The sequence below is a fragment of the Mycobacterium mantenii genome (assembly GCF_001667865.1).
GTDB classification, from domain to species: domain Bacteria; phylum Actinomycetota; class Actinomycetes; order Mycobacteriales; family Mycobacteriaceae; genus Mycobacterium; species Mycobacterium mantenii_A.
Map to the genome: position 1 here is coordinate 24143 of NZ_LZJP01000110.1, position 14806 is coordinate 38948.

A 14806-nucleotide genomic window follows, 5' to 3' on the forward strand; every position below is an offset into this window, starting at 1 on the left:
GCGCCGTTTCGACGCACGCGAGGCGGGTATGAGCCCTTCACATGAAGGCTGTTACGTGGCATGGCAAACGCGATGTACGGGTGGAATCGGTGCCCGATCCGAAGATCGAGCAACCCACCGATGCCATCATCGAGGTCACCTCGACCAACATCTGCGGGTCCGATCTGCATCTGTATGAGATTCTCGGGGCGTTCATGAGACCCGGGGACATCCTCGGTCACGAACCGATGGGCATCGTACGGGAGGTCGGCACGGAAACAGGCGATCTGCGGGTGGGAGACCGAGTGGTCATCCCATTCCAAATCTCTTGTGGCAGTTGCCACATGTGCAAGCATGAGCTCTACACCCAATGCGAAACCACCCAGGTGAGGGACCAGGGGATGGGCGCCGCGCTGTTCGGCTATTCGGAGCTCTACGGCGAGGTACCCGGCGGGCAGGCTCAGCTGCTTCGCGTCCCGCAGGCCCAGTTCACACACATCAAAGTCCCTGTAGGACCGCCGGATTCGCGGTTCGTCTACTTGTCGGACGTGCTGCCCACCGCGTGGCAGGCGGTCGACTACGCCAACATCCCCGACGGCGGCTCGGTCACCGTGCTCGGCTTGGGTCCGATCGGGGACATGGCCGCGCGCATCGCCGATCACCTGGGCTACCGCGTCATCGCCGTCGACCTGGTGCCCGAACGGCTGGGCCGCGCCGCGAAACGCGGTATCCACACCATCGATTTGGGGCGGCTCGACGGCTCGCTCGGTGACGCGATCCGTGACCTGACCGACGGGCGGGGCACCGACTCGGTCATCGAGGCCGTCGGCATGGAGGCGCACGGCTCGCCGGCCGCCAAACTGGCGCAACAGGTCGCCGGGTTGTTGCCCGACGCGCTCGGCAAGCGGGTGATGCAAACCGCCGGGGTGGACCGGCTGTCCGCCCTGTACTCCGCCATCGACATCGTGCGGCGCGGCGGAACGATCTCACTGATCGGCGTGTACGGCGGGATGGCCGACCCGCTGCCGATGCTCACCCTGTTCGACAAGCAGGTGACCCTGCGGATGGGGCAGGCCAACGTCAAGCGCTGGGTCGACGACATCATGCCGTTGCTGACCGACGACGACCCGCTCGGCGTCGACAATTTCGCCACTCACGTGCTGCCCCTCGACCAGGCACCGCACGCCTACGAGATCTTCCAGAAGAAGCAGGACGGTGCGGTGAAGGTCATACTCAAGCCGTGATCGTTTCCGCCACAAGGCTTTCCGTTTAGCGCCGTCGGCCCCGGCGCCCGAACCCAGTTTGACGGGTTCCTAGGCAGGGTATTGAATGCGCCATGACCTCCGCAGATGCCCCCGCCCCCACGCCCACCGGAGAGGTGTGGCCGGGTAGGGCCTACCCGCTGGGTGCCTCGTACGACGGTGCGGGCACCAATTTCGCCGTATTCAGTGAGGTGGCCGAGCGGGTGGAGCTGTGCCTGTTCGACGCCGAGGGAACCGAGAGTCGCGTCACCCTGCCGGAGGTCGACGGCTTCATCTGGCACGCGTACATCCCCAACATCGAACCGGGCCAGCGCTACGGCTACCGCGTGCACGGCCCGTATGACCCGGCGGCCGGGCTGCGCTGCAACCCGAACAAGCTGCTGGTGGACCCGTATTCGAAAGCCATCGACGGCTCGTTCGAGTGGAACCAGTCGCTCTTCAGCTATAACTTCGGCGACCCCGACAGCCGCAACGACGACGACTCGGCGGCCAGCATGCCCAAGTCGGTCGTGATCAACCCGTACTTCGACTGGGGTAACGACCGGCCGCCGGACCGCCACTACGCCGACACCGTCGTCTACGAGGCCCACGTCAAGGGCCTGACCCAAACCCACCCCGACATCCCCGAGCAGCTGCGCGGCACCTACGCCGGGGTGGCGCATCCGGTCATCATCGAGCACCTCAAGAGCCTGGGCGTGACGGCCATCGAATTGATGCCGGTGCACCACTTCGCCAACGATTCCACCCTGGTCGACAAGGGGCTGTCCAACTACTGGGGCTACAACACGATCGGATTCTTCGCACCCGACTTCAAGTACTCCAGTGCCACCACGCCGGGCGGGCAGGTCCAGGAGTTCAAGGCGATGGTGCGCTCGCTGCACGACGCCGGCATCGAAGTCATCCTCGACGTCGTCTACAACCACACGGCGGAGGGCAACCACCTGGGCCCGACCCTGTCGATGCGCGGCATCGACAACGGCGCGTACTACCGCCTGGTCGACGACGACAAGCGCTACTACATGGACTACACCGGCACGGGCAACAGCCTCAACGTCGGGCATCCGCACGCGCTGCAGCTGATCATGGACTCGCTGCGCTACTGGGTGACCGAGATGCATGTCGACGGTTTCCGCTTCGACCTGGCCGCCACGCTCGCCCGCGAGTTCTACGACGTCGACCGCCTGGCAACGTTTTTCGAACTCGTGCAACAGGATCCGACGGTCAGTCAGGTCAAGCTGATCGCCGAGCCGTGGGACGTCGGCCCGGGCGGCTACCAGGTGGGCAACTTCCCGCCGCAGTGGACCGAGTGGAACGGCAAGTACCGCGACACCGTGCGCGACTTCTGGCGCGGCGAGCCCGCCACCCTCGACGAGTTCGCCTACCGGCTCACCGGGTCGGCCGATCTCTACGAGCACACCGCGCGCCGGCCGGTGGCGTCGATCAACTTCGTCATCGCTCACGACGGGTTCACGCTGCGCGACCTGGTGTCCTACAACGAGAAGCACAACGAGGCCAACGGCGAGGACAACAACGACGGCGAGAGCCACAACCGGTCGTGGAACTGCGGGGCGGAGGGCCCCACCGACGACGAGGCAGTCAACGACCTACGCGCCCGCCAGCAGCGCAATTTCCTGACCACGCTGCTGCTGTCCCAGGGTGTGCCGATGATCTGCCACGGCGACGAGCTGGGCCGCACCCAGAACGGCAACAACAACGGCTACTGCCAGGACAACGAGCTGACCTGGATCGACTGGTCGGCTGCCGACTCCGGACTGCTGGAATTCACCCGGACGGTGTCGGCGTTGCGGGCCGAGCACCCGGTGTTCCGCAGGCGCCGGTTCTTCTCCGGCAAACCGCTGGGCCGCCGCGGCCAGGACGTGCTGCCGGACATCGCCTGGTTCACCCCGGAGGGCGCCGAGATGACCGACGAGGACTGGGGCGCCGGATTCGCCAAATCGGTCACGGTGTTCCTCAACGGTCACGGCATCCCCGACCGCGACCCGCGGGGCCAGCGGGTGCTCGACGACTCGTTTCTACTCTGCTTCAACGCCCACTACGAGCCCATCGAATTCACTTTGCCGCCAAAGGAATTCGGCGCATCCTGGCAGGTCGTCGTCTTCACCGGACCCGAAGAGACCACGCCCGCCGACGAGGTGCCCGGGGGAGGCGTGTTCACCGTGGACGCGCACACCGCCGTGGTGCTGCAGGCCCCGGACGGGGGCTGACGAGCCTTCCGCCCGCGGTCTGATCCAGCGGCGACGGTGACCTTTCGCCCCGAGATTGGTGACCTTTTGCCCCCAGACAGCCGTTTTCCTTCCCGTGCACAATGTCGTTGCGCCGCACGGGGGAAGGAAGGGGCAACCGATGGAGAGGCGGAGCCCCGACGCGTGCCTGAACGACGTGGCCTGGTGCAGACGGATCGCGCTGCTCATGGTGTTCGCCGTAGCGGTGCTGACATGGGTGGGCTGGGCGACCGGTACTGATTGGCTGACCCGGGTCGACCCGACCTGGCCGCAGATGATGCCGTGGACCGCTTGGTGGCTGGCGGCGCTGGGCGCGGCGATCCTGGCGCAGTCGGGTAACCCATCGCGCGGGCGGGTGTGGGCCGGGCGTGGCGTGGCCCTGGTGGTGGGTGCCGGTGCCGTCGTCACTTTGGCGGAATACGCGACCGGTGGGCTGCTCGGCCTGGACCAGGTGTGGTTCGGCGCCGCACTGCGCGCCTCGCAACAGACCTGGCCCGGGCGGCCGAGCCCGCAGACGGCGACGTCGGTGCTGCTCCTGGCGGCCGACGCCGCCCTGATCCGGGTGGATCGGCGGACCCGCGTCGTGTGGCCCGCCTGCATGGCCGCCGGCGCGGCCATCCCGTTCGTCACGGTCGGGGCCTACTTGTTCGGCGCGTTGGCGCTGGTGGGTTATTCGCCGTCGACCGGCCAGGCGCTCATGACCGCCTTCGCGCTGTTGCTGCTCGCGGCCGCGACGTCGCTGGCGCGTCCCGACCGGTTTCCGGTCGCCTGGCTGCTCGCCCGGCCCGACCGGACATCACTGCTCCGGTTGGCCGGCATCCTCGCCGCCTTTCCGATCGTCGTCGCACTGGCGCGGCCGATCTTCCTGCGGCTCGGCCTTGGCGAGCACGGGGAATGGACCTTCTCGATACTGCTGGGCACCGCGGTCGTCGGCGCGATCACGTTTTTCTTCATCCAGAGCGAGCAGAAACTTCTGATCGAGAAGGAACTGATCAGCAAGGAACGCGCGGAGGCCGAGACGCGCTATCGCATTCTCGCCGACAACGCGGTGGACATCGTCGTGCACTTCCGCGACGGCGAGGTGGGGTGGGTTTCGCCGTCCGTGGAGGCGGCGCTGGGCGGCCCGGCGGGCCGGTGGATGGGCGCGGCGTTCGCCCGTCGCATCCACCCGGAGGATCTCGGCGATCTCGAAGCCGCCGTGCGCAAGATCGCGGCCGGCGAACGGGTCCTGCAACGGTTCCGGGTGAGTTCGCTCGACGGCGGCTATCACTGGGTCGATGCCCACGGCAAGCCCTACATCGACGCGCGGGGCGACGCCGACGGGCTGATCGCGGCGCTACGGGTCGTCGACGATCAGGTCGAGGCGGAACAGCAACTGGAACGGCTGGCCCGGTTCGACCCGCTGACCGGCCTGGCCAACCGGGCCGAGACCCTGCGCCGGCTCAAGGCCGCGCTGGCGGATCCGCAGCCGCTCGGAAAGCATGTCGGCGTGCTGTTCTGTGACGTCGATCGGTTCAAGGCAATCAACGACACCTGGGGGCACGGCATGGGGGACTTCGTGCTCGCCACCCTGGCCGCGCGGATCCGGGCCAGCGTTCGTCGCGGCGACACCGTCGGCCGGACGGGCGGCGACGAAATGCTCGTCGTGCTGCCCGGTGTCAGCAGCACCGACGAGCTCGCCCGGATCGCCGAGAAGATTCGCCGTCGTGCCGCCGAACCGATCGGCGTCTCGGGCAACACGATCCGCGCGACCGTGAGCATCGGTGCCACGCTCGCTCTTCCCACCGAGTCCCTCGACGCCATCACGGCCCGCGCGGACAAGGCCATGTACCGAGCCAAGTCCGGCGACCGGAACACCGTCGTTCGCAATTAATCCGCCCAGCGATCACCGCGCGGCGCGGGCCATCCGGTAGGTTTCTGGCCACAGCGTCTTGCGTTACAGGAGAGGGCAAATATGTCAAGGACAGTGGTGGTCGGCGCCTCCAGTGGGCTGGGGCGTTGCATAGGCGTCGGTCTTGCGCAGCGTGGCGATCAGGTGGCGCTGCTGGCCCGGCGCCGGGAGCGCATCGAGGCCGCGGCCAAGGACGCCGGCGCGAACGCCGTCGCCATCGAGTGCGATGTCACCGACCAGGCGTCCTGTCGCTCGGCGATCGACCGTGCCGCCGACGCCCTCGGCGGCATCGACAACATCGTCTACACCCCGGCCGTCGGGCCGCTGGTCCGCATGGTGGACACCGACGCCGACACCTGGCGGCGCATCTTCGACACCAACGTCATCGGCGCGTCGCTGGTGACGGCCGCGGCGGTGCCCCACCTGACCGCGTCGGCCGGCAAGGCCGTATACCTGTCGTCCGACGCCGGCACCTTCGGGCCGCCGTGGCCGGGGCTGGGCGCGTACGGCGTCAGCAAGGCCGCCCTGGAACGGCTCGTGGAAGCGTGGCGGGCCGAACACTCCGACATCGGTTTCACCAACCTGATCGTCGGGGAGTGCGCGGGCGGCGAAGGCGACGGCCAGACCGGGATGAACGAGGGCTGGGATATGGACCTCGCGATGAAGGCGGTCCCGTTGTGGTCATCGCGCGGCTGCATGCCGGGCAAGCTGATGCCCGTCGAGGACCTCATCGATGTGGTGCACACGATCCTGCGGACCAACTCCTCGACGTCGATGCCGCTGGTGGTGGCCCGCGGCGCGCCCGCGAGCCCCGCCGCGTTCGCCGAGGCCAACCAGTCTTAAGGGCTCAACCGCGGCCGAGCTTCTCCTTGGCCAGGTCGGTGACGAAGCGCGCCGCCGACGTCGGCCGGAAGGCCAGGGCCGCCTCGGTGAGCGCGTCACGCGACGCCGTCGGCAGCTCGATATCGGCGGCGGCGACGTTGAATTCGAGCTGCTCGACGCTGGAGGCGCCGGGAATGGCGACCACGCCCGGGTAGCTGATCAACCAGGCCAGGGCCACCTGCGCCGGCTTGGCGTCGAGGTCCTTCGCGACGTCGCGCAGCAGCTGCAGCAGCGGTTCGACGCGGCGCAGGTTCTCCGTGCCGAACAGCGAGTTCACCGCCCGGACGCCACCCGGTCGGTTGTCGACGCCGTACTTGCCGCCCAGCAGCCCCTGTTCCAGCGGGCTGTAGGCGATCACGATGCGGTTCTCCCGCTCGGCGAACGGCACCAGGTCCTTCAGCGCCTTCGGGTAGGCGAGCGAGAAATGCACCTGGTTGCTGATCACCGGCCGGCCCAGCGCGGCGTCGGCCTTCTGCCACCGCTGCAGCGAATAGTTCGAGACGCCGGCCGCGCCGATCTTGCCGGCGTCGAGCAGGTCACGCATCCCCGGCATGATCACCGAGTCCGGGAACACCGGGTTGGGCTGGTGGATCTGGTACAGCGGGATGCGGTCCAGCCCCAGCCGCTGCGCGCTGGCGCGTGCGCGTTGCTTGACCACGGCGGGGAAGGGAACGACAGGCATGATCTTGCTGGCCACGGCGACCTCGGCCCGTTTGTCGCCGAGGGCCTCGCCCAGGATGCGCTCGCTCTTGCCCAGCCCGTACACCTCGGCGGTGTCGAACAGTGTCACTCCCAGGGCAAGGGCGCGGCGCACGATGTCGCCCGCGGCGCCGGCGGCGTAGCTGTCCCCGTAACCCCACTCGCGCGAACCGAATTGCCAGGTGCCCAAGCCGATCCGGCTGACGCGGCCGACCCCGTCGACGTCGACATATTTCATGGGCTCAGCCTAGTGGCGATCGCAAGCGCGGCGGGGCCGGGCGCAGCGGGTCGCCACGCATGTTCCCGGGGCGATCGCAAGCGCGGCGGGGCCGGGCGCAGCGGGTCGCCACGCATGTTCCCGGGGCGATCGCGAGCGCGGCGGGGCCGGGCGCAGCGGGTCGCCACGCATGTTCCCGGGCGTGGTGGGCCGGTCAGCCCGGGATCTTGCCCAGGATGTAGTTGGCGATGCTGACCGCCGCCGCGCGGGGCGGCGCACTGTCTGTGGTGCCGCTGGCGGACACGTTCAAATCGATGACGACGTTCGCCTTGGTCGCGATCGCCCGCGCCGAGCGCACCTGGATGCCTTTGGGTGTCAGGTCCAGGGTGGTGATGCCGTTGCCGGCGTCGGCGGGGGCGCTCACCGACATCGGGATCGGCTGCCCGCCGGGAGCGGTCACGGTGACGGTGGTGCCGCCGCACTGGTGCCACCCCGAAAGCAGGGTGGCCAGCTGCGACTGGGCCGCGGCCGGATCGCGGAACGCCGCGACGCCCTGGATGACCTGCATCGACTTCATCATGCTGCGCGTGTCGGTGAACTCGCCGGCGTGATACCCGGCCAGCGCCCCGGGGGCGTAGGCGTCCGGGCTGCCGGCTGCGATGCTTCCCCAACACTCGGGGCGGTCGATGCTGCCGTCGTCCGCGGAGCGACCGGGGCTGTTCCAGGTCGGCCCGACGTCGAGGTTGGCATCGGCGGTGATGTTCCGCAGGGCGTCGAGGCCGGGCAGCAGCGTCGCGACGGTCTCCGGCGGGACCGTGGGCGGCGGGGGCCCGGCGGCCGTGCTGGAGCCGGGTGACGTCCGGTGCGAACCCGCGGACCCGGCCAGCGTGGCCCATCCGGTGAGGGCGACGATCGCCAACGCGATGAATATGTACGACAGCGTCACGCCCACCAGCGCACGGTCCCGGCCGAGTTCGCCGGTGCGACGGATTTGCGCCAGCCCGAGGTGTCCCAGAATCACGCCCACGGGCGCGAACAGGAACGCGAAGATCAGCGACAGCGTCGCCAAGGTGTTGACCGGTGGGCGGTAGGGGGCGGGTGCGGGCGGCGGCGCGAACGACGGCGGCGGCGTGACGGGCGGCTCCACGTCGGGCGGCGGGAGGCGGCCGAGCGGGTCATAGCTCAGCGGGTTTTGCCAATACGGGTCCTGCGGGTTGGTCACCCCGGTGCCTCCTTAAAGGCCGAGCCTGCCCGAAATGTAGCCGACAGGGGCTCCGGCCCAAACCATGGCCGTCACAGGCGGGGCTTGGCGATGCTGACCGCGTAGGGCGCCTCGGCGAAGGTCAGGTAGACCCGTTGCGGCCCGACGGCCATGCCCGAGAGGCGGGCCGCCCGCGCGGCGGGAGGCAGCCCCGAGCGGTAGTCGATGGTGCGCAGCACGGGGATCCGCCCGTCCGGAAAGCCGGTGAAGCTCGCGGTTTCGAGCGTCACCAGTTCGCGGTCGGTGGCGGCGTAGATCCGGGTGTCGTCGGTGCCGAGTTCACGGATCGGCGACGGTAATCGCGCGCTGGCCAGCTGCTCCAATCCCCGTCCGCCGCGGCGCGAGTCGACGGCGCGCAGCGTGTTGTCCTCGGGTCCGGCGACGTAGCTGCGCGTCACCGCGGTGCCGTCGCCCGCAGAGACCGCAACGGCGAAGTTCAGTGAGCCGCGTTGCGCCGGGGGCGACGACGTGCCCTGAAAGTGGCGGATGCCCGACGATCCGTACAGGTGATAGTCGAGCTCGCGGCCGCGGTTGGCGCCGTCGATGGTGTCCGCGCTGGCATCGGAGATCGCGGTGGGCAGCCTGCGGTAGCCGTATTCGTCCACCGGTGTCACCGCCGTCCCGTCCGACGACAGCACAAGCAGCATCCGCAATCCCGCGTCCTCGGAGAGGTACGCCGGGGCCGGTCCGGCGTCGAATTCGCTGACCTGACGCAGACTTTCCAGGTCGACCGCGGCCACCGTGTCGCGCCCGGGCTGCGGCACGAACACCACCCGCTCGTCTTTCCGGCTGATCTGCAGGTTGCGTCCGGCCCCCATGGGTGCCGAGAAGCGAGTCCTGGCATCGCCGCCGCGATCGCCGGCGGTGACCTCGGCCAGCCGGTGATCGTCGGTGAGCGCGACGAGGGCGTGCATGCGGTACGACCACACCGGCTCGTGCAACGCCGCACCGGCCCGCCAGATCTCGACGTCGGGCGCGCTTTCCAGCGACGCTCCGGGCTGCGAACAGGCTGTCGTCATCACGGCCGTCGCGACCGCGCCGACGACGCCGCGGCGCAGCAACGCCCGGACGCGCCGGCCCGCCCGGGGACCCAATCCGCCGCCCATCGACCGCCTGCTCCTCTCGCCGTTTGTCCAGGACATACCCCACACGGACACGGCCACACCCCGTTTGGCGGCCGGATCCGTCGGGTAGCCGTTTCACCGGGCGCGCACAGCCCCGCGCGTCGAACCAAAGCAGATGGGAGGGACACTGTGGCACCGACCGCCATCAAGTCGCCCACCGACGTGGTCGACTTCCTCGTCAGTCAACATGAGCAGATCAAGACGATGTTCGCCGAAACCCTGGCGGCGTCCGGAAAAGCACGCGAGAAGGCCTTCGTCGAGCTTCGGCGACTGCTCGCCGTGCACGAAACCGCGGAGGAAGAGATCGTCCACCCCCGCGCCAAGCGCAAGATCTCCAACGGCACCGCCATGGTGGACGAGCGCCTGCACGAAGAGCGCGAGGCCAAGACCGTCCTGCAGAAGCTGGAGAAGCTCGACGTCGACAGCGAGGAATTCACTCGCGAACTGACGAAGTTGCGCGACGCGGTCATCGAACACGCCGAGCATGAAGAACAGGACGAATTCGCCAAGCTGGGCCAGGAATTGAGCGGCGACGAGCTGGAACGGATGGGCCGCGCCGCCAAGCTCGCCGAGGCGATCGCTCCCACCCGCCCCCACGCCGGGGTGGAATCGCAGGTGGCCAACCTGGCCGCCGGCCCGTTCGCCGCCATGCTCGACCGGGCCCGCGACGTCATCATCGGCAAGGGCTGACCCAGCCGCACACGGCGTGGTACCCCCGCTCGGTGGGGAAGCGGGGGCACCACGCCCTCCGCCGCAACAGTTCATGGCCGCAGCATCGAACGCACCCGGAGCCGCCCGCTACCTGCCCGCGGAGCGGGACCTCGACGCGCTGCGCGACGCGGCCCAAACCTGCCGTGGTTGTTCACTTTTCGAGCATGCGACCCAAACGGTCTTCGGCAGCGGGCATCCCGGCGCGCCGCTGATGCTGGTGGGCGAGCAGCCCGGTGACCAAGAGGACCGCGCCGGCGAGCCGTTCGTCGGGCCGGCGGGTCGACTGCTGGCCCGTGCCCTGCAGGACGCCGACATCGATCCGGACGTCGTCTATGAGACCAACGCGGTCAAGCACTTCAAGTTCACCCGCAAGGGCGGCAAGCGACGCATCCACCAGAAGCCGGGCCGCGCCGAGGTCGTCGCGTGCCGGCCCTGGCTGATCGCCGAGATCGAGGCGGTGCGACCGCAGGTCATCGTCTGCCTGGGCGCCACCGCCGCACAATCGCTGCTTGGGGCCGATTTTCGGGTGTCCACGCAACGCGGCCTGCAACTGCGGCTGCCCTCATCCGTTGACGTGCACCTCACACCCGAGCCGACGCTGGTGGCGACGGTTCACCCGTCGTCGGTGTTGCGCGACCGCAGCGACCGACACGACGAGGTCTACAAGGCGTTCGTCGACGACCTGCGCAGCGCGGGCGCCGGACTCGGCAAGCACACCAAAAGTTGACCCGGCCGCGGTCAACTCTTCTTGTGCGGCAAGAACTCCTGCGCCTTGGTCTTCAGCCCGACCTTGACGAAGCCCACGCGATCCTCGTCGCCCGAGAGCACCGCCGTCGTCGCCGACTTGAACTGCTCCCAGGTGGCGTGCGGCGGGATGGGCGGCATGTCGGGGTCGGTGTAGACGTCCAGCACGGTGGGGCGGTCCGCCGACAGCGCCTGGCGCCAGGCATCCGACAACTCCTCGGGATCCTTGATGGCCATCGCGTTCAGGCCCAGGCTGGCCGCGAACGCGGCGAAGTCGATGTCGGGAAGGTTCTGGGACTCCGCGAATTTCGGCGCCCCGGCCATGGCCCGCATCTCCCAGGTGACCTGATTCAGGTCGTTGTTGTGCAGGATCGCGATGATCAGTCGTGGATCCTTCCACTCCTGCCAGTACCGCTTGATCGTGATGAGCTCGGCCATGCCGTTCATCTGCATGGCGCCGTCACCGCTGAACACGATGACGGGCCGGTCCGGCTGGCCGAACTTGGCGCCGATGCCGTACGGAACGCCGGGACCCATCGTCGCCAACGTGCCCGACAGCGATCCCCGCATGTTGCCGCGGAACTTCAGTTGGCGCGCATACCAGTTGGCCGACGACCCGGAATCTGCTGCGACGATGGCGTTGTCGGGCAACTGCGGGGACAGCTCGGAGAACAGCCGCAGCGGGTTGACGGGGTCGGCGCTGACCATTGCTTCCTTCTCCATGGTCTCCCACCAGCGGGCCACGGTCTTCTCGATGCCCTCGCGCCAGGAGCGGTCCTCCTTGCGACGCAGGTGCGGGATCAGCGCCCGCAGTGCGGTTTTCGCGTCCGCGACCAGGTTGACCTCGTACGGGTAGCGCATGCCGATCATCCGGCCGTCGACGTCGATCTGCACCGCGCGGGCCTGGCCGAATTCCGGCAGGAACTGGGTGTACGGGAAGCTGGAGCCGACCGTCAGCAGCGTGTCGCAGTCGCGCATCATCTCATAGCTCGGCCGGGTCCCGAGCAGCCCGATCGAGCCAGTGACCCAAGGCAATTCGTCCGACAGCACGTCCTTGCCCAACAGTGCCTTGGCCGCGCCGGCGCCGAGCAGGTCGGCGACTTCGGCCACTTCCTCGTGGGCGCCGCGCGCGCCGGTGCCCACCAGGATGGCGACCTTCTTGCCGGCGTTGAGCACATCGGCCGCCCGGGCGATCGCGGTGTCGTCGGGGGCGATTTCCGGGTACTCGATGCCGAGGCTGGAGGGCACCATCTTGAACGCGTGCTCGGGCGGCGAGTACGGCAGCTCCTGCACGTCGCTGGGGATGATCAAGGCGGTCGGGGCCCGCTGCGTCATCGCTATCCGGATCGCGCGGTCCAGCACGTTGGGCAATTGTTCGGGGACGGTGACCATTTGGACGTAGTCGCTGGCGACGTCCTTGAACAGGGTCAGCAGGTCGACCTCCTGCTGGTAGTTGCCGCCCATCGCGCTGCGGTTGGTCTGACCCACGATGGCCACGACCGGAACATGGTCGAGTTTGGCGTCGTAGAGGCCGTTGAGCAGGTGGATCGCGCCGGGGCCGGACGTGGCGGCACAGACCCCGACCCGACCGGTGAATTTCGCGTAGCCCACCGCTTCGAAGGCGCTCATCTCCTCGTGGCGCGACTGGATGAACTTGGGCTTGTTGTCCGCGCGACCCCACGCGGCCAGCAGCCCGTTGATGCCGTCGCCGGGGTAACCGAATACATGTTCAACGCCCCACGCCCGCAAGCGTTCCAGCAGATAGTCGGAAACCTCTTTTTTGGACATCTTTTCCCTCCTCGGCAGACGGTTCTACAGTGCTGGCGGATGGGCGTGTGTGGCTATTGTTTGAACCGCCTGCATGGCAGCGCCGCCGATTCGCGGGCCGGCCGATCGCGGCCGCCGCGGACAGGCGTGACCAATGCAGGCTGCCGCCGCGCGGGCGGCATTGGCACTTCCCACACGGGGCCGGTTACCCGCAATCGCCGGTGTTATGCGCTCATACGCGGCGAGCCAGGCGACTCTCAGCGAGTTATCAGCGTCGGTCAGGCGGCCTTGGGCGGGGCGGATGCGCCGGCGGAGCCGCGGCCCTTCGCCACTCGCCGGATCAGCATGCGGGTCGCCTTGTCCAGGATCTCCTGGGCCGCATCGGGTTTACGGGCGCGTTCGGCGCGGCGCGCCGCGGCGGCGATGGTGAGTCCCTGCTCGTAGCCGGTGACGATGCGGGGGTCCACATAGGAGCCGCGTGCCACCGCCGGGGTGTTGCCCAGCTCCTCGGCCACCTCTTTCATCACCGCGGAGGCCACGCGCTTGGCCACCCGGCCCGACGTCGCGGGGTCGGCGTCCGCGAAGGCCGCGGCCGCCAGCACCGTCCCATGCCACGTCCGCAGGTCCTTGACGGTGTACTCGGCGCCGACCAGCTCCTTGAATCGCTCGTTGAGGTCACTGGCACGCACGTCGAGCCACCCGGATGCCGTGCGGCACACCAACAGTCGCTCGGTGCGGTTGGGCCGGCGCATTAGCGCGCGCACCGCCCGGACCACTTCGGGATCCTCGATCTCCACGGCGCGCCTGACCCCGCTCTTGGCCGGAAAATCGAACTCGACCGCGTCGCGCCGGACCACCACATGCTCACACAACAGGGTGGACAGGCCGTAGGACTCGTGTTCCTCGGCGTACTGCTCGCCGCCGGCGCGGAAGTAGCCGCGATCGAGCAGCCGCAGCGCCAGTGCCAACACCCGCTTGCGGGTCAAGCCTTGCCGCGTCAGGTCTTTGGCGATCTCGGCACGCCATGCCGGCAACCGCGTGGACAGTTCCAGCACGCGGTCGAACTTCTCCTCGGCGCGTTCCTGCTGCCACGCGCAGTGGTACAGATACTGCCGGCGGCCGGCGGCGTCGACGCCAACCGCCTGAATGTGGCCGTTGCTGTGCGGCGAAATCCACACATTCTTCCAGGCCGGGGGAATGACCAGATCCTTGATGCGCTGCAGGGTTTGCGGGTCCGAGAGGGTTTTGCCATCGGGCCGGTAGTAGGCGAAGCCTTTACCGCGACGCTTGCGCGCGATTCCCGGCTCACTGAGCACGCTGCGGCGAAGTCGCATTTTTCGCCCTCCAGTTCGGGGTAGCTGACTGCACAATTACCCACCGGAGAAGTTGTTCACACCGGACAGCGATCGCCCGACGTGGAAACGACCCGCCACAACGCTGTGGCGGGTCGTCTCGCGCTCCGGTCAGCCGGCCATGAACTCGTGGTAGGCCGATTCCAGGTAGGGCGGCAGGGCCGAAACATTGCACTGCCGTTCGGTGTCGCCGATCGGCGCCAGGATGCCGCGCAGGTCGTTGTACTCCTGCGGGTGGCCGGTGAAGTAGCCGCGCAGGCTCGATTCGGCCTCAGGCCGCGGTTGGCCGTAGGCGGCCGTCACGACCTGGTTGGCGCCCGGGTGCGCCGCAAGGTACTGCTGGGCGGAGCCCTCGACGGAGGAAACCGTGTTGTTCACACCGCCTGGACTGCAGTCGGGTGCTGCGGCGGCCGAGGGCGCACCGACGATGCCCATGGCCATTCCCCCGAGCAGACAGCCGGCACTGATTCCGGCTACTTTCCGGCGCGCCACAATACTGCTGATTTTCATGATCTTTGTTGTCCTTCGAAACGAAAATGATTTTCTCTCGCCAGAGGCTCCCGATCCTCGAAATCCAAGGTAGCGGAGGCGATCATCGGCAGCGTTCGCTGACAACGAACGCCGGGGCCTGAATCGGCCTTCCGGCGTTCTTTTGCTAAGCGAACGATTACACG

12 protein-coding genes are annotated in these 14806 nt (G+C 68.5%); 6 read left to right on the plus strand and 6 right to left on the minus strand.

Going from position 1 to position 14806, the window contains the following annotated elements; all coding sequences use genetic code 11:
- Positions 1-41 precede the first annotated feature (41 nt).
- From A5688_RS20770 to A5688_RS20785, 4 genes are all read left to right on the plus strand, one after another.
- Entirely contained in the window at positions 42-1223 is a 1182-nt protein-coding gene (locus A5688_RS20770) for a zinc-dependent alcohol dehydrogenase (RefSeq protein ID WP_067910513.1), read from the plus strand.
- Positions 1224-1315: 92 nt separating this feature from the next.
- On the plus strand, positions 1316-3466 hold the full coding sequence (gene glgX, locus A5688_RS20775; RefSeq protein WP_067839431.1) for a glycogen debranching protein GlgX: 2151 nt from the start codon (positions 1316-1318) through the stop codon (positions 3464-3466).
- Between the two features lie 139 nt (positions 3467-3605).
- Positions 3606-5357 (plus strand): sensor domain-containing diguanylate cyclase, encoded by a 1752-nt coding sequence (locus A5688_RS20780; protein WP_068268259.1) that lies wholly within the window; start codon positions 3606-3608, stop codon positions 5355-5357.
- A gap of 93 nt (positions 5358-5450) precedes the next feature.
- Complete coding sequence (locus A5688_RS20785) at positions 5451-6218, plus strand: SDR family oxidoreductase (protein WP_082951361.1); 768 nt, start codon at positions 5451-5453, stop codon at positions 6216-6218.
- Between the two features lie 4 nt (positions 6219-6222).
- On the opposite strand, the gene A5688_RS20790 is transcribed toward A5688_RS20785, so the two are convergent.
- From A5688_RS20790 to A5688_RS20800, 3 genes are all read right to left on the minus strand, one after another.
- On the minus strand, positions 6223-7194 hold the full coding sequence (locus A5688_RS20790; protein ID WP_067839422.1) for an aldo/keto reductase: 972 nt from the start codon (positions 7192-7194) through the stop codon (positions 6223-6225).
- A gap of 193 nt (positions 7195-7387) precedes the next feature.
- Positions 7388-8395, minus strand: a complete 1008-nt coding sequence (locus A5688_RS20795; RefSeq protein ID WP_067910507.1) for a sensor domain-containing protein — start codon at positions 8393-8395, stop codon at positions 7388-7390.
- 71 nt (positions 8396-8466) lie between these two features.
- Complete coding sequence (locus tag A5688_RS20800; protein ID WP_120312294.1) at positions 8467-9453, minus strand: hypothetical protein; 987 nt, start codon at positions 9451-9453, stop codon at positions 8467-8469.
- 234 nt (positions 9454-9687) lie between these two features.
- Here A5688_RS20800 and A5688_RS20805 point away from each other — a divergent pair, with 234 nt between their 5' ends.
- On the plus strand, positions 9688-10248 hold the full coding sequence (locus tag A5688_RS20805) for a hemerythrin domain-containing protein (protein ID WP_067830964.1): 561 nt from the start codon (positions 9688-9690) through the stop codon (positions 10246-10248).
- Positions 10249-10321: 73 nt separating this feature from the next.
- Positions 10322-10996, plus strand: a complete 675-nt coding sequence (locus A5688_RS20810) for a UdgX family uracil-DNA binding protein (protein ID WP_067910502.1) — start codon at positions 10322-10324, stop codon at positions 10994-10996.
- A gap of 11 nt (positions 10997-11007) precedes the next feature.
- On the opposite strand, the gene A5688_RS20815 is transcribed toward A5688_RS20810, so the two are convergent.
- From A5688_RS20815 to A5688_RS20825, 3 genes are all read right to left on the minus strand, one after another.
- Complete coding sequence (locus A5688_RS20815) at positions 11008-12801, minus strand: thiamine pyrophosphate-requiring protein (RefSeq protein ID WP_067830957.1); 1794 nt, start codon at positions 12799-12801, stop codon at positions 11008-11010.
- Between the two features lie 257 nt (positions 12802-13058).
- Positions 13059-14114 (minus strand): DNA topoisomerase IB, encoded by a 1056-nt coding sequence (locus tag A5688_RS20820; RefSeq protein WP_067910499.1) that lies wholly within the window; start codon positions 14112-14114, stop codon positions 13059-13061.
- 129 nt (positions 14115-14243) lie between these two features.
- Positions 14244-14642 carry a heme-binding protein gene (locus A5688_RS20825; protein ID WP_067910496.1) on the minus strand — a complete coding sequence of 133 codons (399 nt, stop codon included), beginning with the start codon at positions 14640-14642 and terminating at the stop codon, positions 14244-14246.
- Positions 14643-14806 lie beyond the last annotated feature (164 nt).